We start from the raw sequence: 20819 nt of genomic DNA, 5'->3' as shown, positions 1-20819 counted from the left end.
GAGGCCTGAACCGCACCGAGGCCTGAACCGCATCGAGGCCTGAACCGCATCGAGGCCTGAACCGCACCGAAGCCTGAACCGCACCGAAGCCTGAACCGCCCGACCCCGCCAACCACACGGAGGACGATCATGCGTACCGCGAAGCTCGGCGACCTGGAGGTCGCCCGGATCGGACTCGGCGCGATGGGGATGTCACACGGCTACACCGGCGCCGGCAGTGACGACGCCGAGTCGATCCGCACCATCCACCGGGCCGTCGACCTGGGCGTCACCCTGATCGACACCGCCGAGGTTTACGGCCCCTACGTCAACGAGGAGCTGGTCGGCCGGGCCCTGCGGGGACGCCGCGATCGGGTTCTCCTGGCCACCAAGTTCGGCCTGATCTCGCACACCGGCCGGGCCGCGGGCCGGCCCGACAGCAGCCCGGACAGCATCCGCGCCGCGGTCGACGGCTCCCTCAAGCGCCTCGGTACCGACCACATCGACCTGTACTACCAGCACCGCGTCGACCCGGACACCCCGATCGAGGACACCATGGGCGCCCTCGCCGAGCTGGTCCGGGACGGCAAGATCCGCCACGTCGGGCTGTCCGAGGCGTGGACCGGCACCATCCGGCGGGCGCACGCCGTCCACCCGGTCACCGCCGTGCAGTCGGAGTACTCGCTGTGGACGCGTGACCAGGAGCTGCTCCTGCCGGTGCTGCGTGAGCTGGGCATCGGGCTGGTGGCGTACTCGCCGCTGGGGCGGGGTTTCCTCACCGGGGCGCTGCGGTCGCCGGCGGATCTGGAGCAGCTGGACGACAGTGACTTCCGCAAGGGCCACCCGCGCTTCACCGGGGAGAACTTCCAGCGCAACCTGCGCATCGCCGACCGGGTGCAGGCCGTCGCCGGCCAGGTGGGCTGTACGCCGGCCCAGGTGGCGCTGGCCTGGCTGCTCGCTCAGGGGGAGGACGTCGTGCCCATCCCGGGAACCAAGCGGGTGAGCCGGGTGGAGGAGAACACGGCCGCGGACGCGGTGGAACTCAGTGCGGAACTGATCGCCTCGCTCACCGCACTGCCACCGGCCGAGGGCGGTCACCACACCGACGACCAGATGCGGCTGATCGAGCGCTGAGCAACCGCCACGACCGGAACCCCGCACGTCGCGAGCGGCACCATGCCCCCGGACCGGGTGGGTGATCTGGCAAGATCGCGCGCATGATGCTGCGGCGCGCACGGGGAGCGGCGGCTCTGCTGCTGGCCGCGGCCGGGGTGGCGCTGACCGCGGCGACGCTGCTCGCCGCGCTCACCGTCTACAGCGCGGCCGTGACCGGGGCGAGCGTACGCACCGCCGTGGCCGCCGCCGACCCGGCCGAGCGCTCGGTGCTCGTGCGCGGCTCGGCGGGTGACGACCCCGCCCGGCAACAGGAGCGGGACGCCACGCTGCGCCGCTCGTTCGAGGGCGGGCTGGGTGGCGTGCCCGTCACCGTCACCGGTGCCGAGTACGGCGTCGGCTGGGCGCTCGCCGCGCCGACCGGGCAGGCCCGGCCCGACTCGTCCGGGGTCGCGTACGCGTCGGTTGTGCACGTGGATGACCTGCCCGGGCACGCCCGGCTGACCGCCGGCCGGTGGGCCGCGCCGGGGGCGTCGCCGGCCCAGGCCATGCTGGCCGAGCCGGCCGCCCGGCTGATGGGCCGCACGGTCGGTGACAAGATCCCGCTGGCCGACCGGCGCACCGGGCGGGTCACCGAGGTGGTGGTGGCCGGGGTGTGGCGGCCGGTGGACGCCGGTGATCCGTACTGGCGGCTGATGCCGGAGGTCACCACCGGCGTACGCCCGCAGTCGGCTACCTACGGGCCGCTGGTGGTGGACCGGGCCGACTTCGCGGCGCGTTTCGCCGCCTCCGCGTCCGCCGCGTGGCTGGTGACCCCGCGACTGGACGCGACCACGCTGGATGAGGTGCGGCGGGTCGCCGTCGCGGCGACAGCGGCCGGGACCGGACTGCCGCCGTCGCGGGGGCTGGACGAGTCGGCGACGGCCGAGACCGGCCTGCCCGAGCTCGCCGCCCGGTTGCCCCGGGCCGACCTGGTCGGCCGGTCCACGCTGGTCACGCCCGCCCTGCTGATCATCGTGCTGGCCGGGTACGCGCTGCTGCTCATGGCCGTGGTGCTCGCCGAGGACCGGCGCGGCGAGACGGCGCTGCTGCGAGCCCGTGGTGCGTCCCGCGGCTGGCTGGCCGGGCTCGCCGTCCGTGAGGCGCTGCTGGTGGTGCTGCCCGCGGCGGTGTTCGGGCCGGTGCTGGCGTTCGGGCTGGTCGAGCTGGCCGGCCGGGCGCCGGCGCTTTCCGCCGTTCTCGATCTGCGTCCCCGGCTGGCCGCCTCGACGTGGCTGGTGGCGGCGGTGGCCGCGGCGGGGTGTGCGCTGGCCGTCGCGGGTCCGGCGGCGCGGCGGGGGCGCGCGTACGCGGCCGAGCTGGCCGCCCGTTCACGCCCGCGCACCCGTTCCGTCATCCTGCGCGCGGGCCTGGACGTGGTGCTGCTCGCCCTGGCCGTACTGAGCTGGTTGCAGCTGCGTCAGTACGCGTCCCCGTTGTCGGGTGCGGGCGCGGGCGGCGCCCTGGGCATCGACCCGCTGCTCGCCGCGGCCCCCACGCTCGGGGTGATCGCCGGTGCCGTGCTGACACTGCGGTTGCTGCCCCCGGCGGCGCGGTTCGGAGCCCGGCTCGCGGAGCGGACGGCTGACAGCGCGGCGGTGTTCGGTGCCTGGCAGGCCGGTCGCCGGTCGCACGCGGGCCCGATGGTCCTGGTGGCGCTGGCGGTCGCCGCGGGCACGGTCTCGTGGTGCCTGGCCGGCACGTCCGAGCGTTCCGCCGCCGATCAGGCCGACCTGCGCGCCGGCGCCGACCTGCGGCTGGTCGAGAACGCCGGGATTCCGCCCGCGGACCGGTCCACCGAGCTCGGCGCGCTGCCGGGGCTGGTGGCGGCGCTGCCCGGTGTGCGGACCAGTGTCTCTCTCGGCAGCGGCGGCGGCACGGGCGACTTCATCGCCGTGGACGCGGTGGCCGGGCCGCGTGTGCTGCGCATCCGGGACGACCTCGCCGGCGGCGATCCGGAGGGCCTGTGGCGCACGCTGGCCGACGCCCGGCCGGCCGCGGACGATGCCCGGGGGCCCCGCTCCGGCACCGTCACGGCCGGCCCGGGAGTGCAGACGACGGCTCTGTTCGCCGATCCCAGCGGCCGGCAGGTGCGCGCGCCGGTCGAGCCGGACGCCGCCGGCCGGTTCACCCTGACGCCCCCGGCGGACGGCTCGTGGCGGCTGGCCGGGTTCCTCGTCGTGGCCCCCGCCGCGGCATCCGGGTCCACGGTGGACTGGCGGCTCGACAGCCTCGACGTCCCGCTGTCCCCGCCGAACTGGCAGGTGGCGGACCGTGAGTTCACGGCGCCCGCCGCCCACCCCCGGCCGGACGCCTTGACCGCGGCCTACCGGGTGCCCCGATCGGGCCGGGTGGACTTCGCGGTCGTGCCGGCCGTCGCCGCCACGCCGGTGCCGATCGCGGTCACCCCGGCCGCGCTGGCCGAACTGCGGCTGCGGACCGGTCAGACCACCACCCTGAACGTCGAGGGTGTTCAGGTGGACGTCAGGATCGCGGACACGATCGAGGCGGTACCCGGCACGGACGGCGGTCCGGCGATGCTGGCCGACCTCCCGACGCTCAATTCCCAGTTGCTCGGCCGGCGCGGCGTGGTCTCGGCGACCCAGGAGTGGTGGCTGGCCACGCGGCAGGACACCCACGCCGCCGCGGCGAGTGCCGCGGCCCGGCTGGACGGCATCCAGGTCGTCGACCGGCGGGCGCTGGCCGCCGCGAGCAGCGACCCGTTCGGTGCCGGGGCCCGCGCGGCGCTGTTCGGAGCGGCCCTGGCGGCCGTCCTGCTCGCCGCGGTCGGGGTCGCGGTGGACGTGCAGGCCACCACCCGGCGCCGCGCCGGTGAGCTGGCGGTGCTGCACGCCCTCGGTGCGGGTCCGCGGCTGCTGACCCGGTCGTTGCTCGTCGAGCAGGCGTTCCTGGCCGGGATCGGCGCGCTCGCCGGGCTGCTCACCGGGGTGCTCGTCGCGATCGCGGTGGCCCCGCTGCTGGTCCTCACGCCCGCCGCCGCCCGGCCCGTGCCCGTACCGCTGCCGGACATCGAGTGGCTGCGCGCCGCCGGTACGGGTGTGGTCCTGGTCGTGCTCGCCCTCGCCCTGACCGCCCTGGCCGCCGTCCGCATGCACCGCCGCCTCGCCGCGGCCCCGCCCACCTGGGGGCAGGACCAATGACCGCCCTGCTGCACCGTGCCCGCGCGTTCGCCGGTGGACTGGCCCTGCTCGCGGCCCTCGCCCTGGTCGCCGCCCTGCTGGTGAGCGGCGTGCCGAAACTGGCCAACGGCAACACGGACGCGGGTCTGCGGGCGGACATCGCCAAGTTGCCGCACACTGCTCGTGACCTCACCTTCGGCAGCGTGCGTGCTCGTTTCCCGCTGGACCCCACCGCCGATGTCGTCCGCGACGGCCCGCAACGGCTCGACACGTACCGCACGCAGCTCAGTGCGCCGCTGCCCGGGCTGATCAGCGACCAGTGGTACACCGCGCGGGTCGGGCCCGCCGGCGTGCGTAGCAGTGGCGACGTCGCGCCGTTCCTCGGCAACTGCACGCCCAGCCTGTCGGTGCGCACGCTGACCGGCGCCGACCAGGCGATCCGGATGGTCGAGGGCCGGCCACCGGCCTCGGGCGGCACCGTCGAGGCGACGGTGGCCCGCCCGGCCGCGACGGCGATGAAGCTGCGGGTCGGCTCGACCTTCACCCTGACCGGCTCGTACGGCCAGGTCCCCGTGCAGGTGGTCGGCATCTTCGAGCAGACCGACCCGGGGGCGCCGATCTGGGCCGACATGCCGCTGACCCAGACGGCCTGCCCGAACCCGGACGACGGGGTCACCGTGCGCGCCGGCCTGCTCACCGACGACGCCGGCCTGCGGTTCGCCGCCGAGCGCACCGGCGACGTGGTCCACGAATGGCGCTACCGGCTCGCCGAGGACCGGCTGTCGGCGCCGGACGTGCCCGCGCTGGCCGCAGCCGTGGCCGCCGCCCGGCGCGAACCGCCGCCGCGGACCGTGCTGACCAGCGGCCTCGAGACCTCCCTGAGCCGCTTCACGAACGAGCAGAGCGCCGTCGCCGCGCTGCTGGCCGTCGTCCAGGCCGGGGTCCTGGCGACCCTGCTCGGCCTGATCGCGCTCGCCGCCGGACTGGTCGTGGAGCGGCGCCGGGCCGAGTTCGCCCTGATCCGGGCGCGCGGTGGCGCCGCCGCGACCATCGGCGGCCGGCTGCTGGGCGAGACCCTGCTGGTCGTGCCCGCCGCGGTGCTCGCCGGTGCGCTCGCCGGTGCGCTGGTGCCCGGGCGGGCGCCCGCGTACGGCTGGCTGCCGCTGCTCGCGGTGACAGCCGTGGCCACGTTGACCGCGCCGGTGCTGGCCACGGTGACGCAGCGGCATCCCACCTTCGCCGGCCGGCGCCAGGACCTCACCCGGTCGCGTCCGTCGGCGCGCCGGCTCGTGGCCGAGGCCTTCGTCGTGCTGCTCGCCGCACTCGGCGTGCTGCTGGTACGCCGGCGAGGGCTGGCCGCGTCCGACGGCGTGGACCCGTACCTGGTCGTGGTGCCGGTCCTGCTCGCGGTGGGCGTGGCCCTGATCGTCCTGCGGCTCCTGCCGTGGCCGTTGCGGCTGGCCGGCCGCCTGACCGCGCGGGCCCGGGGTGCCGTGCCGTTCCTCGGGCTGGCCGGGGCCGGCCGCGGCTCGCCGGTGCACACCGCGCCGCTGGCGGTGCTCGTCGTGGCGGTGGCCACCGGTGTCTTCACCGGCACGGTGGCCGGCTCGATCGCCGACGCCCGCGACCGCGCGACGGACCAGGAGGTGGCCGGGGACGCGCTGATCATCGGCGCCGGGTTCGGGGCGGACACCGCGCGGACTCTGGCCGCCGTTCCCGGCGTGACGGCGGTGGCGCCGCTGTGGGTCGCCAACGGTGTGGCGCTGCGCAGCAGTGGCGGCGGCCGGGCGCAGGGTCAGGTGAGCGTGCTGGTCGTCGACGGCCCGGCTGCCGAACGGGTGCTGCGTGACAGCGGCAGCAGCATGCGCCTGCCACCGGCCCTGACCCGGGCCAGCCGCGGCGGTGACCCGGTGCCAGCACTCGTCTCACCCGACCTCGCCGCGCCGGTCGGCACCGAAGGCGCGGTGGACGTCCAGGGCACGCCGTACCGGTTCCGGGTCGCCGCGACCGCCGCCGAGGTGCCCGGGCTGGGTGTGGGCGCACAGCGCTTCGTCGTCCTGCCCGCCCAGGCGTTGCCCGCCGCGACCCAGCCCTTGCGGTTCAACCGGCTCGTCGTCGCCGGCCCGGACGCCGATCCCGCTGCGCTGCGCCGGGCCGGGGACGCCGGGCAGCTCGCGTACCTGACGAGCGGGCTCGGCCGGGCGCCGGCCGACTGGGCGCTGCCACCGACAACCGTCACGACGTGGCAGGGCCGGCGGGCGTCCCTCGAGGACAGCGGGGTCAACCGGGTGCTCAGCTTCACCTTCACTGCCGGTGCCGCCAGCGCGGTCCTGCTGGCTCTGCTGGCCGTCGCCTTCGCCGTGCTCGCCGGTGCGCCGGTCCGTGGCGCCACGCTGTCGCGGCTGCGGACCCTGGGACTGTCCGCCGGTCAGGGGCGCAGGCTGCTGCTGTACGAGCTCGTACCGCTGCTGACCGTCGCCCTGGTCGCCGGCGGCCTGGTCGGCGTCGCACTGCCGAGGCTCCTCGGTCCCGCCCTGGGACTGTCAGGATTCACGGCGGGAGTGCCGGCTCGCGACCGCATCGACCCGGTGCTCGTCGCCGCCGTGCTCGCCGTGGTGATGCTCGTCATCGCCGCGGCGCTGCTGGTGGAGAGCGCCGCGAACCGCCGGATGCGCCTGGGTGAGGCGCTGCGGCTCGGAGGGGAGTACGGATGACCGAGGATCTCGCCGCCCTGGAACGCCGCGCGGCACAACGGGCGGCGGACCGCGCGGGTGGTGCCGACCGGCTGGCCGGGCACATCGTGTGCGACGGCCTGGTGCGCATCTACAAGACCGACGGCGTCGAGGTCGTCGCCCTGCAGGGCCTGGACCTCGTCGTCGACCGCGGGGAACTGCTGGCCATCGTCGGCGCGTCCGGCTCCGGCAAGTCCACCGTGCTCAACATCCTGTCCGGGCTGGACGTGCCAACCGCCGGCGTCGCCCGGGTCGCCGGTTACGACCTGCTCAGCATGTCGGCGAAGAGCCGGCTCGCGTACCGGCGGCGCACGGTCGGCTTCGTGTGGCAGCAGACCGCGCGGAATCTGCTGCCGTACCTGGATGCCCGGGAGAACGTCGAGCTGCCGGTGCGGCTGGCCCGCGGCAGCCGCAAGGCGGCCCGGGCCCGCGCCGACGAGCTGCTCGAGCTGGTCGGCCTGGCCGATCAGGCGGACCGCCGGCCCGCCCGCCTCAGCGGTGGCGAGCAGCAGCGCTGCGCGGTCGCGGTCGCGCTGGCCAATGATCCGGAGGTGCTGTTCGCCGACGAGCCGACCGGCGAACTGGACGAGGCCACCGCGGTGGAGGTCTTCGGCGCGCTGCGCACGGTGAACGCCGAACTGGGCGTCACCGTGGTGGTGGTGACCCACGACCGCAACGTCGCCGGCGAGGTCCGCCGGGCGGTCGCGATCCGCGACGGACGGACCGCCGCGGAGGTACGCCGTTCGGCGCGCCGCGGCATCGACGGGGTGGAAGAGCTGGTCAGCGAGGAGTACGCCGTCCTCGACCGCAACGGCCGCCTGCAGCTGCCGGCCGCGTTCGTCGAGGCGCTGACCTTGCGCGACCGGGTGCGGCTGACCCTGGAACCCGACCACGTGGCCGTCCGGCCCGGCGAGGAGCCCTGATGTCCGACACGGTGGTGCGGGTCAGCGACCTGGGACGGGACTTCCCGGCCGGCGACGGTGTGGTGCACGCCGTCCGCGGGGTGTCGTTCACGGTGGCCCGCGGTGAGCTCGTCGCCGTCCGCGGCCGGTCCGGGGCGGGCAAGTCGACCCTGCTGAACCTGATCGGCGGCCTGGACCGGCCCACCAGCGGCCGGATCGAGGTGGCCGGGCGCGACGTCGGCGGGGCCACCGAGCGGGAGCTGCTGGAGCTGCGCCGGACCACGATCGGTTTCATCTTCCAGTCGTTCGGGCTCATCCCGATCCTGTCCGCGGCCGAGAACGTCGGCGTGCCGCTGCGCCTGGCCCGGCGCCCGCCCGCCGAGCGCGACCAGCGGGTCGCCGTGCTGCTGGAGTTGGTCGGCCTGGGCGCGCACGCGGCGCAACGACCGTACGAGCTGTCGGGCGGCCAGCAGCAGCGGGTGGCTGTGGCCCGGGCCCTGGCCAATGAGCCGCTGTTGCTGGTGGCCGACGAACCCACCGGCCAGCTCGACTCGGACACCGGCCGCTCGATCATGGACCTGCTCCGCGCGGTGGTCGACGCGCACGGCATGACCGTGCTGGTCGCCACTCACGACACGAGCCTGATGGACCGCGCCGACCGCGTGCTGACCCTGCGCGACGGTGCCCTCGTCAACGGCCCGGACGTGGCGGAGAAACAGGGAGCGCGCTGACTCCGGCCTGCACGTTGGCCAGCGCCGCCCGCAGCTCCGGCAGGCGGTCCACGGTGCTCGCGGTCAGCAGCAGCCGGACCGGTAACCCGGGCTCGTGCACCAGCGCGTTGCTCAGCAGCCAGCACAGTTCCGCCGCCGACCAGTCGTCGGCACCGTCCACGATGATCACCACGCCCGGTGTGCCCCGCGGCAGGAGCTGCGCCGGGTGTTCGGCGGTGCCGTGCTCGATCCGCGCGCTCAACACCACCCAGCCGTTGCGGGCGAGGTCGGCGGCGGCGGCTTCGGCCGCTTCACCCGTACGGGGAAAGTCCGGCCCGTGCAGCCACAGCGCGGCGAGCCGCGTGCCGGGCCAATCGGGTCGCACGGGGGTCCGGGCGGGCTGCGGCGCGATCCGGGTGAGCCGGTACGAGGCCGTGCCGCGACCGTGGATGTGCAGGTCAGCGTGCATGACCGCGTACGCGGTGCCGCCCCGGGCGACGACCCGTTGCTCATCCATGGGTCCATCATGCCTCCGGTAGGCTGGGAGACCGGCCGGCGGCGGAGTGGGGATCAGTGAGCACGGACGACGGGGCGCGGATCGTGGTGCTGACCGCTCTGTCCCTCGAATACGCGGCGGTCCGCGAGCACCTCGGCGGGCTGACCCGGCGATCGGCCCGGTCCGGCACCCAGTACGAGGTCGGCCCGCTGGGCGGGGCGCGGGTGGCGATCGCCGAGGTCGGGGCCGGCAACGTGGACGCGGCCCTGGTGGCCGGCGAGGCGATCGACCTGTTCCGGCCGGAGGCGCTGTTCTTCGTCGGGGTCGCCGGTGCCCTGAGCGACAAGATCGCGCTCGGCTCGGTGGTCGTCGCGACCCGCGTCTTCGCGGTCCACGGCGCCAAGGAGCAGGACGATCAGTCCTACGCGCGGCCCCGATCGTTCGACGCCGACCACGAGCTGCTGCAGCGGGCCCGGGTGGTCGCCCGGGAGTTCCAGCAGCGCCCGGACGCCCCGGAGGTCCACTTCGCGCCGATCGCGGCCGGTGAGGTGGTGCTCAACTCCCGGACCACACCGCTGGCCCAGCAGCTCAAGCACCATTACAACGACGCCGTGGCGATCGAGATGGAGAGCGCCGGGACGGCCCGCGCGGCCCACGTCGGTCGCGTCCGGATGCTGACCGTACGGGGCATCAGTGACCAGGCCGACGGGCTGAAGGCCGCGGCGGACGCCGCCGGCTCGCAGCCTCGCGCGGCGCGCCACGCCGCCGCCTTCGCGGTCGAGGTGATCACCGACTTCCTCTCCCGGCCCGCCGAGGAACGCCCCGGGTCGGTGCAGAACGTCACCGCGAACGGCGGCACGGCGTTCGGGGTCATGCACGGCTCCATGTACGTCCACAGTGCCGAGCCGCCGAGCTCGGTGGAGTGGCGGCAGGTCAGCCGGCCGCCCCAGGTGACCTGGCGATCCGAATTCGTCAACCGGCCGTCCTCCTTCGAGCGGGCCGCCCTGGAGCTGCACCTGGTGCCCGCCACCGAGTCATCGTTGATCGAGTTGCGCCGGCTGCGTGAGCTGGCCCCCCGACTGGCCGGGGAGCTCCCGGCCATGACGCAGCTGGTGACCGGGCACGACGACCGGGCGGCCTGGGCCTGGACGACCGACTACCGCAGTGGCCCCGCCGGGCGGGTGGTCAGCCGTTCCGGGCAGCGGTCGGCCTGGGAACCGCTGCCCGGCGACTCGCTCGGCGCGGTGCTGGACGAGGAATGGATCATCGCCTGCCTGCGGCGGATGATCGCCTCCCTCACCGAGCTCGACCTTCCGTCCCCGGTGCGCTGGGCGCTCGCCCTGGGCGTCGAACCGACGATCATGCTGAGCGTCGGCCGGGCGGACTCGCTGCCCCGTACCTCGGCCTCGATGGGACGCGGGCGAGGTCCACTGCAGGTGCCGGCTGAGGAATCCGTCCCGGCGAGCCATCTCGCCGCCCTGGCGGGCGAGGTCGCCGCCGAGCTGGCCGCGCGCCTGCTGGCCGCTCACGGCCGTCGCTGACCATGGGGTACGCGTACGGGACGGTGGGCGCCGACCTGCACGTCGACGCCGACGGCTCCCCGCTCTACCTCCTCACCCGCTGGGAACGAGCCGCCCGCCCGTCCACCGAGTGGCTGTCCGAGCTGCCCAGCCGCCTGCTGAACGCCCGGCACCGGGTGGTCACCTTCACCGGCCGCCGGACCGAGCTGGCCGAATACCAGCAGTGGCTCGCCGGCCCGGCGTCGATCGCGGTCCGCTGGCTGTACGGGCCCGGCGGCCAGGGCAAGACCCGGCTCGCCGACGAGGTGGCCGGCCGGGCGCAGGACGACGGCTGGCTGGTCGTCTCCGCGAGCACCGGCGCCGGTCCGGTTCAGCCGCCGCCCGGCCGCCAGGACCTGCGGGCCGGCCGGGCGACCGGAATTCTGCTGATCGCCGACTACGCGGACCGCTGGCCGCTGTCCTCCCTGGCGCTGCTGCTGGACAACAGGCTGCTGACCGAGGCGACTGTGCCGGTACGGGTCCTGTTCCTCGCCCGCACCGACGCGGCTTGGCGGGGGCTGGCGACGGCTCTGGATCCCGGCCGGCTGGCGCTCTCGGACGAGCGGCTGGCCCCGCTCGCCGCCACCGGGGCCGCGCGCCGGCAGATGTTCGAGGCCGCCCGGGACGGTTTCCTGGCCCACTACGGCGCTGCTGTGCCCGTACCGGTGGATCTGCTCGCCGGCCCGGAATTCGGGCTGACCCTGGCCGTGCACATGGCTGCTCTGGTCGCGGTCGACGCGCGCCGGCGCGACCGGCCGTTGCCCACCGACCTCGCCGGGCTCACCCTCTATCTGCTGGACCGGGAGCAGCTGCACTGGGCCGACCGGCACGCGGCCGGCGGCCGGTTGCGCCCCGACGCGATGAGGCGGGTGGTCTTCATCGCCACGGTCTGCGGCACCCAGCCGGCCGACGCCGCGGTCACGTTGCTGCGTGGCCTGCTGCCGGACGGCGTTGATCCCGCCGTGGCGGCCGACGACCACGCGGCCTGCTATCCGAGTGAGGCCACCGCCGCCCGGTGCGAGCCGCTCTACCCCGACCGGCTGGCCGAGGACTTCGTCGCGCTGACCCTGGCCGGGCACGGGGTCGCCTATCCGGCCGGCGAGTGGGCCGGCCCGCTGCTCACCCGGCTGCTCGGACGCGAAGAGGACGGCTCACCCCGGCCCTGGCTGCGGCGGGCGGTGTCCACGCTGGCCGCCGCCACCCTGCGCTGGCCGCACGTCGGTGCCGGTCACCTCTACCCGGTGCTGCGCGCGGACCCGCGGCTCGCTGTCGAGGCCGGCGGCGACAGCCTCGGCACCCTGACCGCCGCCGACGGCATCGACCTGAACCTGCTGGCCGAGATCGAGGAGCACCTGCCCAAGGGCCGCTACCTGGACCTGGACGTCGCCGCGCTGGCCGTCCAGCAGCGCCTCGCCGACCAGCGGCTGGCCGCCGCGAGCAGCCCCCGCGAACGCGGTGACGTGCACGCGGACCTCGGCTACCGGCTCAACGTCACCGGTCACCGTGACCCCGCCCGCGCGGAGATGGCCGCGGCGGTGGAGTGCTACCGCGTCGCCGCCACGCCCGGCGAGCCGGACGCGGACCTCGCCCACGCGCTGATGAACCTGGCCCACACCGAGCTCGACGTCGGCCGCCGGCCGCAGGCCCTGGCCAGTGCCGAGGAGGCGAGGGATCTCTACCGCGCCCTGGCGGGACACGAGCCCGACCTGGCGTACGCGTGGTCCACGCTCGGCACCGTCCTCGCCGCCCTCGGCCGCCACGAGGAAGCGGCAGACGCCTGCACCGAGTCGGTGCGCCTCTACGAGGACCTGGCCGAGGCCGACCGGGACCAGTACGAGACCGAGCTGGCCGGTGCGCTCGGCAACCGCGGATCCTGGCGGCACAGCCTGGGACAATATGCGGAAGCGTGGGCCGACGCCCGCCGGGCCACCGCGATCTACCGTCGCCGGGCCGCGCAGGATCCCGACGCGTATCTGCACGAGGTGGCCGCGGCCCTGGTCAACGAGGGCATGCAGCTGGACGGCCTGCGCCGCTACGCCGAGGCCGCCGAGGTGATGACCGAGTCGGTGGCGGCCTTCCGCAAGCTGGCCGACCTGCTACCCGACTCGTTCGAGCACTTCCTGGCGACCGCGTTGAGCAACCTCAGCGAGCCGCTGTTCCACGTCGGACGCACGGCTGAGGCGCTGGCCGCGTCGGCCGAGGCGGTGGAGATCCGGCGGCGGCTGGCCGCGGCGAGGCCCGGCGTCTTCACCGCCGATCTGGCCATCGGCCTGAACAACCACGCGGTCGACCAGCTGGCGGCCGGGCAGGCCGAGGAGGCGCTCGGCACGGTGACCGAGGCGGTCGCCATCCGCCGCCGGCTCGCGGCCGACGACCCGGTCACCTACGAGGTGTACCTGGCGTCGTCGCTGAACAACCAGGGCAAGATCCAGCTGGCGCTGGGCCGCGACGCCGAAGCGGCCGGGTCCTACCGGGAGGCGACCGCGATCTACCGGCGCCTGGAGGCGAAACGGCCGGCCGCGCACCGGGTCCACCTGGTCGCGACGCTCACCGGTCATGCCCGGGCGCTGCTCGCCCTGGACCGCACCGACGACGCGGTGACGGCGGCCGGGGAAGCGGCCGGACTCAGCCGCGAGCTGGACGCGGTTGATCTCGCGACCGGACTGACCGTGCTGGCCGTGGCCCGGCACGCGGCGGGAGCGGCCGACGAGGCGCGGGCGGCCGCCGAGGAGGCGGTGGGCGTCTACGCGGCGTTGCCGGCCGAGGTGCTGGCCCGGCCGGAGGTCGCGGAGCTGCGCGCGGAGGCCGAGGCCCGGCGCCGGTAGGAATGCGGTAGAGAAACGGTAGGAATGCTTGGCAGCATTCCCCGGTTGCCCACCGAATTCCGCGCTGAATCAGCGCTGGTGATCTTATCCAATCGTGCGGTAGCGTTCGCTCCATCGTCGGCCGCCGATCATCGGATCGCGGGTGCAGGAAACCGTCTCGGCCCTTTCCGGGCTTGGAAAGAAGGCGATGGCGCGTGCGGATGTGGCAATTCGCTCCCGGGATGATTCCCTAGTGTCGCTCGACCGGCTGCGCGTCGACCTGGCGATCCCACGTGAGCTGGGAATTCACAGCGCCATTCCGATGGTGGGCAGCGACGACGACCTGCCGACCTACGTCGAACGCGAATTCGATTTCCAATTGCGGACCGCACTGGCCACCAATCTGCCCGACCGGGGCAGCTTCGTCGTCATGGTCGGCGGTTCCTCGACCGGCAAGACCCGTTCTTTGTACGAGGCGATCTATCAGCTCGTGCCGGAATGGGGACTGGTGCAGCCGGCCGACGCGTCCGCGCTGCTGGACGTCAAGAACGCACCACCGCGCGAGACCGTGTTCTGGCTCGACGAATTGCAGCAGTATCTCGGCGGTCACCCACCGCTGACCGCGGAGTGCGTGCGCGCGCTGGTGCGCCACGGCAACCTGGTCGTCGGGACGCTCTGGCCGGACCAGTACGCCAAGTGGACCGCCGGCCGCGACGACGTGCACCGGCTGGTCAAGAGCGCCTTCGTGATCCCCGTGCCGGACGCGTTGAACGCTGACGAACGATCCAAGGCGGAGGCCATCGCCGAGCAGGACACCCGGATCCGGGACGCTCTGGAGGCGGGCGAGGTCGGGCTCACCCAGGTCCTGGCCGGTGGGCCACGGCTGGTGATGTGCTGGGAGCAACCCGCCAACGCCTACGCGCGGGCCCTGATCACCGCGGCCGCGGACGCCCACCGGCTCGGTGTGCAGGCCCCGCTGAGTGTGGAGCTGCTGACCGGCGCCATGTTCGGCTACCTGCGGACCTACCAGCGGGTGCGGCCGACGGCCCACTGGATGTCCGAGGCGCTGCCCCACGCCACCGAGCCCCTCTACGGCGACGTGTCACCGCTGTTCCCCGTGGACGACGGCCGGGCGGGCACCCTGGCGGGCTACACGATCGCGGACTACCTGGCGCAGCACGTGCGACGCAAGCGCCGGACCGAGGCCCTACCGCACCACGCTTGGCAGGCCCTGGTGACGCACCTGCGCCAGCCGCAGGACCTGCGGCGTCTCGCGACAAGTGCCCTGGCCCGGCTGCGCTACTGCTACGCCGAGCCCGCGCTGACCCGGCTCGTCGACGAGTTCGACGACGGCCGCGCCGCCGCCGAACTCGTCGACCTGCTGGTCCGGCAGGACCGCCTGGCGGAGGCCGTCGACGTCCTGCACCGCCAGCTGCGGGCCCACCCCCACGACCGGCTGGCCGTCCGGAAGCTGGCCCACGTGCAGGAGCTCTGGCAGCGCGTGGACGAGGTCCGGCCGCCGGCCGGCCGCCGCACCCGCGACATCCCCGCCGCGGTCGCCGACATCCTGGCCGACGGCGGGGTCTGCGACGAGCTGCGCCGGGAGGCGGAGGCCGGCGACACGATCGCGGCCGAGCGACTCGTCGAGCGCCTGGCGGAACGCGGCTGCCTGCGCGAGATCCGCGACCGTGCCGAGCGAGGTGAGGTCCGGGCGGCGGAGGCGCTGGCCGACCTCTACCTGGCCTGGGGCGAGGTGGAGCTGCTGCGCGACCGCGCCGACGCCGGGGACCGCGCGGCCGGCCTGCGCCTGGCGAAGATCCCCCGCCTCTCGGCCCGGCGCGCGGCCGCGCTGTACGAGATCGCCGAGCTGCGGGCGGCGGTCGACGAAGGCCGGCCCGAGGCGGCGCTGCAACTCTGCACCCTGCTGTTCGAGCTGCGCGACGAGAAGAACCTCAAAGCCGAGCTGAACGCCGGCACGACGGGGGCGGCGGAGCGGCTGATCGCCCTGTACACCGCGCAGGAGCATCGGTCGCTGATCCGGCTGCGGGCCTTCGGCCTGGACGCGGACGGACAGCTGGTCACCCCGGAACAGACCCCTTGACCGTACGTGGAAAGGACCATCGATGGCCGCCGAGCTGACCGCCGCGGAATACGCCTACCTGATCATCCTGGAGGCGGAGGGCCGGGAGATCTCCAACAACGAGATGGCCGAGCTCTACGAGGTCCGGCTGAGGAAACCTGACTACGAGAAGCTCAACGCGGACGGCTACGTGATCTCCACGACGAAGCGCAATCCCTTCCGGCACGTCATCACCGATAAGGGCAGCAAAGTTCTCGGCGAGGCGCTGACCATCGACCAGTATCGAGCCGGGGAAGGTGTGAAGCGCTCGGCCGGGGAGCGGCAGCTGTTCTGGGCCGCAATGGTGGCGCAGCAAAAGCTGTTGCTGGCGAAAAGAAACGGCACTTCGGCCGTGATCAAGAAGCCTGAGCCGGCGGATCTGGACGGCAGGATCCGGGCCGCCTACACGAAGCTGGCCGGTGCCCCGGGGGACTATGTCAACCTGACCGAGCTGCGGCCGCTGATCAGCGACGCCTCGAAGGGCGAGGTCGACAAGGCGCTGGTGCGGCTGCTCGACTCTCCCGACGTGCGGCTCGAGCCGGAGCCGTTCGGGCACCGGATCGGGGCCGAGGAGCGGAAGGCTGCCGTGCACATCGGCGGTGAGGACCGGCACAAGCTGGCGATCGGCCTGCGATGAACGAGCAGGAACGCACGGTACTCACCGCGCTCCGGCTCAGCTGGGTGCTGGCGCCGGACGACGTGTGGCGACGCTCGCCGTTCCACGTGGATGGGCTGCACGAGTCTGTGGTCCGTGATGTGCGTGACGGCATTGCGGCGGCCGAGGCCAGCGCCGACGCGAGCCCGATCGGCCTGGTGCTGGAGGGACGGCACGGCACGGGCAAGACCCACCTGCTCGGCTGGGTCCGGGAGCAGGTGCAGCAGCAGGGCGGGTACTTCTTCCTCATCGGTCTGTTCGACGGCCGGGACTTCTGGGACGGCCTGCTGGTCTTCCTGCTCGACGGGATGGCCCGGGAGGTGCCCAACGGCGAGACCCAGCTACGGCTGCTGCTGCGTCGCCTGGCCTCCCGCGTCGGTGCACCCCGGGCCGACCGGCGTGCGGTGATCGGGGAGACCGAGCTGAACCGGGCCGCGCTGGACGCCTTCGTCGGCGGCCTGCGGGAATACGACCGCCACGTCGCCCACCAGTGCCGGGACACGTTGCGGGCGCTGGCTTTGCGCGCCTCGGACAAAGAGGAGCACCAGGACGTCGCGGACAACTACTTTGCGGGCAGCGGGGAGGGCACGGAGGGGGAGCGGCAGGCCTGGGGGATCCGCAACAGGCCCCGGACAGCTCAGGAGATCGTGCACGAGATCTCCTGGCTGCTGGCCACGACGGGACCGTCGGTGATCGCGTTCGATCAGATCGACACCGCCGTCGCCCAGTCGGCCCTGCAGGAGGATCTGGCCAAGTCATCCTCAGGTGAGGCTGATCTGCGTCTGGCAAAGCTGACGGCCGGCCTGGCCAACGGCCTGAGCGACCTGCGGGACACCACGCGCCGCACCCTGACGGTGGTGGCCAGTCTGTCGGTGACCTGGGAGCAGATCTCGGCGCGCGCACCCCAGTCGTTCCCCGACAGGTTCCGCCGCTGCCTGGCGCTGCAGGGCATTCGCACGCCGCAGATCGCGCGCCAGCTCATCGAGAAGCGATTCGCCGCTCGCTTCGCCACCGTTCCGTTCACCCCGCCCTATCCGACGTGGCCCATCAAGGAGCAGGTCTTCGAGGAAGCCACGGAGTACACCCCACGACGCTTGCTGGTTGCCATTGATCGCCACATCCGGGCGTGCCTGATCGACGACGAGGTGCGGGAGCTGAGCCACCTCCGCGACGCCCCGACCGAGGATCAGGTGACCAAGGCGCCGGTCCGGGCGGCCCCCGGCATCTCCGACGACGAGCTCGGCCGGATCGAGGCGCGCTTCGAGAAGCTCAAGCGCAACGCCGACATCACCTCGCCCCTCGAACACGACACCGAGGACCGGACCTTCCCGGCGCTGCTCGCGGCCGGGTTGCAGGCCTGGATCGTCGAGCGCGGCGACGGTGGCGAGAAGTTCAGCATCGATCCGCCACCCAGCTCGAAGCCGGACCTTCATGCTCGCCTCCGCCGGAACCTCGACGAGCGGTCCGAGGAGGAGCGGGAGCGGTCCGCCGACCAGTCCCGCACCGAGGACCAGAGGCACTGGTCGTTCCGGGCGATCAGCGACACCCATCACGGCGTGGCCGCGCTGCACCGCATCCGCCGGGCCCGCACCGCCGCCGGGCTCAATCCGGACGTCGCCAAGCGCAAGCTCTTCCTCCTGCGCAACGGCCCCTGGAGCCAGTCCGCCAAGACCCAGGAGGTCGTCCGCCAGCTCGAACGCGACGGCGGCGTCACCCTCAGCGTCGACGACTCCGACCTGCGGGTCCTCGCCGCCCTGCACGGCCTGCGGGACGAGAACCCGGCCCAGCTGCACGCCTGGCTCGTGCGCTACCGGCCCACCGAGCAGATCACCCTGTTCAAGGAGGCCCTGGCCGACGCCGACGCCTGGACCGGCGAAGCCACACCGCCGCAACGCGCGCCTGAGCCAGATGAGGCGGAGGTGAGGACGAGCGGCTTCACCATCGGCTACGGGGTCGACGACGATGCGCCCGCCCCGCTGTCCCTCGAAGCGTTGCGTAAGCACGCGGCCATCTTCGCCGCCTCGGGTTCCGGGAAGACCGTGCTGCTGCGCCGGCTCGTGGAGGAGTGCGCGCTGCTCGGTGTCTCGGCCATCGTGCTGGATCCGAACAACGACCTGGCGCGGCTGGGGGATCCGTGGCCGGAGCCGCCGACCGGCTGGCGTCCCGGCGATGCCGAGCGCGCGGCCCGCTACCTGGCCGGGACCGAGGTGCTCACCTGGACGCCGCGGCGGGAGTCGGGGCGGCCGTTGAGTTTCCAGCCGTTGCCCGACTTCGCCAGCGTGCTCGACGATCCGGACGAGTTCGGGGCGGCGGTCGAGGCCGCGGTGACCGCCCTGGCTCCGCGGGCCAACCTGGTCGGCCGGACGTCCCGGGTGCATCTGGGTACGGCCGTGCTGCGGCGGGCGGTCGAGCATTTCGGCCGGCAGGGTGGCCGTGACATCCGGGCGCTCATCGCGTTGTTGTCCGAGCTGCCCGACGGGGTCAGCGGGCTCGACGACGCCACCAAGATCGCCGCCGGGCTGGCGCAGACGCTCACCGCCTCGATGGACAACGATCCGATGTTCGGTGGCGGTGGCACCCCGGCGGATCCCGGCATTCTCTTGACCCCGTCGCCCGGTAAGCGGGCCCGGATCTCGGTCATCAGCCTCGTCGGATTGCCCGCGGACGACGCCCGGCAGGGGTTCGTCAATCAGCTCCAGATGGGGCTGTTCGCCTGGATCAAGAAGCATCCGGCCAAGGACCGCCCGCTGCTGGGTCTGCTGGTGATGGACGAGGCGCAGACGTTCGCGCCGTCGGGAGCGATGACCGCGTGCACCCAGAGCACGCTGGCTCTGGCCTCACAGGCCCGCAAGTACGGCCTCGGGCTGATCTTCGCCACCCAGGCGCCGAAGAACCTGCACAACCGCATCCCCGGCAACGCGGCGACGCACTTCTTCGGGCGGCTCAGCGTGCCCATCCAGATCGACGCCGCCCGCGAGATGGCCAAGGTCAAGGGCGGCGACGTGCCGGACATCGGCAACCTCACCGCGGGCGAGTTCTACATCGCGCTGGAGGGCGAGGCGCCGCACAAGACGCGTACGCCGATGTGCCTCAGCCATCACCCGAGCAGCCCGCTGACCGACGAGGAGGTCATGGCCCGCGCGCGGGCCTGAAGTCTTCACTCGTACGGGCGCAGCAGCGCGGCCAGCTCGGCGCGGCCGATCTCCTCCAGGGCGCCGGGCAGGTCGGACAGCCGTCCCCGGTTCTCCAGCCAGCCCCACAATTCACGGGGCTCGTCGCCGGACCGGAACCGGCGCACCTCGTACGAGGGCACCCCGACGACGTCGGCCAGGTCCTGCCAGTCGTAGGTGAGCCGCCGTACGATCTCGAGTTTCACCCGGCCGGGCAGTTCCACCGCGGGCGGCCGGGGCCGGGTCGGGGCGGCCGCGACCGGCAGGAGCTTTCCGAGCAGGGCGAAGAGCACCTCGGCGGACGCCTTGGCGGCGAAGGCCTTGAACCGGTCGTCCTTGGCGAAGTTCGCGTGGTCCATCACGCCCTTGGCGACCAGCCAGTGCGGCACCTGCCGCTCGTGGGCGACCGTGGCGATGGTCGCCGCCTCCATCTCCAGGGCCAGGATGTTGCGCTGGGTGACCTCGAGCCGGTCCCAGATCCGCGGGTCGGCCATGACGGCGCTGCCGCTGGCCATCGGTCCCGGGACGACCACGAACGGCAGTTGTTCCGGCCCGTCGACGTCGTCGTACAGGCGGCGCGCGATGTGGGTCCGGCCGGCATCGGTCAGCGCCCAGCCGGCGCCCTGCCGGGTGATGAGCCCCTTCGACTGGAGCTGCTCCAGCCCCGGCACCCACGTGCCGTGCGGGAAGTAGCGCTTGCGGGCCGGATGCGTCCGCGGGTCCTGATCTTTGTGAAGCTGTTCCAGATACCAGAGCGCCGCCTCCTCCTCTGTCGCGGTGCCGTGGCTCGGCAGGCCCGCGGGATCGAAGTCCTGGACCGCCCGGGCCCACCGGGTGTCCTGCGGGAACTGCTGATGATCGGCCTTGAAGACGTCGCCGTAGTCCTTGCCCTCGTCCCACTCGTAGGCCGGCGCCGCGATGATCACATCGCCCGCGGCGGTGTCACTGGGGTTGCCCGCGCACACCCCGCACATCGCCAGGCAGGTCGGCCCGAGCTTCTCGGTCAGCGCGGTGGTGATGGGGCTGGTGCCCCGGCCACCCATCCGGACCGGGCGGGCGAGCGCCACCGAGAGCCGTACCCCGGTCCCGGGCTCGTAGCCGGCGGTGGCGTAGGGCTGCGGGCCACCGGCCCCGTGCTCCTGCCACGGCGACATCCCGGCCACCGCCTTCGCCGCGTCGTACTCCTCTTTCAGCGCGGTGATGACGAGGACATCCACGCGTGCGCTCTGCTGGGTCATCGGACCGTCCGGGTTCGCGGAGGGACAAGGGACGCTGGCGACTCGACCGCCCGGATCTTAGACCGGGCCGGACCCGATCGGGCGACCGTCACCGGCCGACGGTGGAAATACGGTAGAACCGCGCCTCAGCATGTGTGGGGTGCCCGGCGCCGGCGCGGTGGTG

General features: G+C 73.8%; 12 protein-coding genes. 10 read left to right on the top strand and 2 right to left on the bottom strand.

Annotation, left to right across the window (positions count from 1 at the left end):
• The first annotated feature begins 129 nt into the window (after nt 1-129).
• The 5 genes from AB0C12_RS06235 (at nt 130) to AB0C12_RS06215 (ending at nt 8636) form a co-directional block, all read left to right on the top strand.
• Entirely contained in the window at nt 130-1113 is a 984-nt protein-coding gene (locus AB0C12_RS06235) for an aldo/keto reductase (RefSeq protein WP_360544731.1), read from the top strand.
• An 83-nt stretch (nt 1114-1196) separates the two neighbouring features.
• Nucleotides 1197-4292 carry an FtsX-like permease family protein gene (locus AB0C12_RS06230; protein WP_360544729.1) on the top strand — a complete coding sequence of 1032 codons (3096 nt, stop codon included), beginning with the start codon at nt 1197-1199 and terminating at the stop codon, nt 4290-4292.
• Complete coding sequence (locus tag AB0C12_RS06225; RefSeq protein ID WP_360544727.1) at nt 4289-6985, top strand: ABC transporter permease; 2697 nt, start codon at nt 4289-4291, stop codon at nt 6983-6985. Before AB0C12_RS06230 ends, AB0C12_RS06225 begins: the two co-directional genes overlap by 4 nt.
• Complete coding sequence (locus AB0C12_RS06220; protein ID WP_360544725.1) at nt 6982-7926, top strand: ABC transporter ATP-binding protein; 945 nt, start codon at nt 6982-6984, stop codon at nt 7924-7926. Before AB0C12_RS06225 ends, AB0C12_RS06220 begins: the two co-directional genes overlap by 4 nt.
• Nucleotides 7926-8636: an ABC transporter ATP-binding protein gene (locus tag AB0C12_RS06215; protein WP_360544723.1), complete on the top strand. Its 711-nt coding sequence runs from the start codon at nt 7926-7928 to the stop codon at nt 8634-8636. The genes AB0C12_RS06220 and AB0C12_RS06215 overlap by 1 nt, the downstream gene beginning before the upstream one ends.
• Here the strand turns inward: AB0C12_RS06215 and AB0C12_RS06210 are convergent.
• Nucleotides 8596-9132: a hypothetical protein gene (locus tag AB0C12_RS06210; RefSeq protein ID WP_360544721.1), complete on the bottom strand. Its 537-nt coding sequence runs from the start codon at nt 9130-9132 to the stop codon at nt 8596-8598. The genes AB0C12_RS06215 and AB0C12_RS06210 overlap by 41 nt on opposite strands.
• Before the next feature lie 56 nt (nt 9133-9188).
• Here AB0C12_RS06210 and AB0C12_RS06205 point away from each other — a divergent pair, with 56 nt between their 5' ends.
• From AB0C12_RS06205 to AB0C12_RS06185, 5 genes are all read left to right on the top strand, one after another.
• A complete protein-coding gene (locus AB0C12_RS06205) occupies nt 9189-10652 on the top strand; it encodes a 5'-methylthioadenosine/S-adenosylhomocysteine nucleosidase (RefSeq protein ID WP_360544719.1) in 1464 nt (487 codons plus the stop codon).
• A 2-nt stretch (nt 10653-10654) separates the two neighbouring features.
• The gene (locus AB0C12_RS06200) at nt 10655-13495 is read left to right on the top strand and encodes a tetratricopeptide repeat protein (protein ID WP_360544717.1); all 2841 of its coding nucleotides are present in this window, start codon (nt 10655-10657) and stop codon (nt 13493-13495) included.
• 232 nt (nt 13496-13727) lie between these two features.
• Nucleotides 13728-15575, top strand: coding sequence for a hypothetical protein (locus tag AB0C12_RS06195; RefSeq protein ID WP_360544715.1), 1848 nt, complete (start codon nt 13728-13730; stop codon nt 15573-15575).
• Between the two features lie 22 nt (nt 15576-15597).
• Nucleotides 15598-16230, top strand: coding sequence for a hypothetical protein (locus tag AB0C12_RS06190; RefSeq protein ID WP_360544713.1), 633 nt, complete (start codon nt 15598-15600; stop codon nt 16228-16230).
• Entirely contained in the window at nt 16227-19400 is a 3174-nt protein-coding gene (locus tag AB0C12_RS06185; RefSeq protein WP_360544711.1) for a DUF87 domain-containing protein, read from the top strand. The genes AB0C12_RS06190 and AB0C12_RS06185 overlap by 4 nt, the downstream gene beginning before the upstream one ends.
• 5 nt (nt 19401-19405) lie before the next feature.
• Here the strand turns inward: AB0C12_RS06185 and AB0C12_RS06180 are convergent, their stop codons facing one another.
• Nucleotides 19406-20656, bottom strand: a complete 1251-nt coding sequence (locus AB0C12_RS06180) for a hypothetical protein (RefSeq protein WP_360544709.1) — start codon at nt 20654-20656, stop codon at nt 19406-19408.
• Nucleotides 20657-20819 lie beyond the last annotated feature (163 nt).

The sequence above is a fragment of the Actinoplanes sp. NPDC048967 genome (assembly GCF_040649415.1).
Classification (GTDB): domain Bacteria; phylum Actinomycetota; class Actinomycetes; order Mycobacteriales; family Micromonosporaceae; genus Actinoplanes.
The sequence above is the reverse complement of the archived record's forward strand: the minus strand, read 5'-3'. Positions and strand labels throughout refer to the sequence as shown.

Excerpts from the sequence above, each read along its gene's own strand:
- AB0C12_RS06235 (WP_360544731.1), top strand. The coding sequence starts at position 130 with ATGCGTACCGCGAAGCTCGGCGACCTGGAGGTCGCCCGGATCGGACTC.
- AB0C12_RS06225 (WP_360544727.1), top strand. The coding sequence starts at position 4,289 with ATGACCGCCCTGCTGCACCGTGCCCGCGCGTTCGCCGGTGGACTGGCC.
- AB0C12_RS06230 (WP_360544729.1), top strand. The coding sequence starts at position 1,197 with ATGATGCTGCGGCGCGCACGGGGAGCGGCGGCTCTGCTGCTGGCCGCG.
- AB0C12_RS06210 (WP_360544721.1), bottom strand. The coding sequence starts at position 9,132 with ATGGATGAGCAACGGGTCGTCGCCCGGGGCGGCACCGCGTACGCGGTC.
- AB0C12_RS06185 (WP_360544711.1), top strand. The coding sequence starts at position 16,227 with ATGAACGAGCAGGAACGCACGGTACTCACCGCGCTCCGGCTCAGCTGG.
- AB0C12_RS06220 (WP_360544725.1), top strand. The coding sequence starts at position 6,982 with ATGACCGAGGATCTCGCCGCCCTGGAACGCCGCGCGGCACAACGGGCG.
- AB0C12_RS06180 (WP_360544709.1), bottom strand. The coding sequence starts at position 20,656 with ATGACCCAGCAGAGCGCACGCGTGGATGTCCTCGTCATCACCGCGCTG.
- AB0C12_RS06190 (WP_360544713.1), top strand. The coding sequence starts at position 15,598 with ATGGCCGCCGAGCTGACCGCCGCGGAATACGCCTACCTGATCATCCTG.
- AB0C12_RS06200 (WP_360544717.1), top strand. The coding sequence starts at position 10,655 with ATGGGGTACGCGTACGGGACGGTGGGCGCCGACCTGCACGTCGACGCC.
- AB0C12_RS06215 (WP_360544723.1), top strand. The coding sequence starts at position 7,926 with ATGTCCGACACGGTGGTGCGGGTCAGCGACCTGGGACGGGACTTCCCG.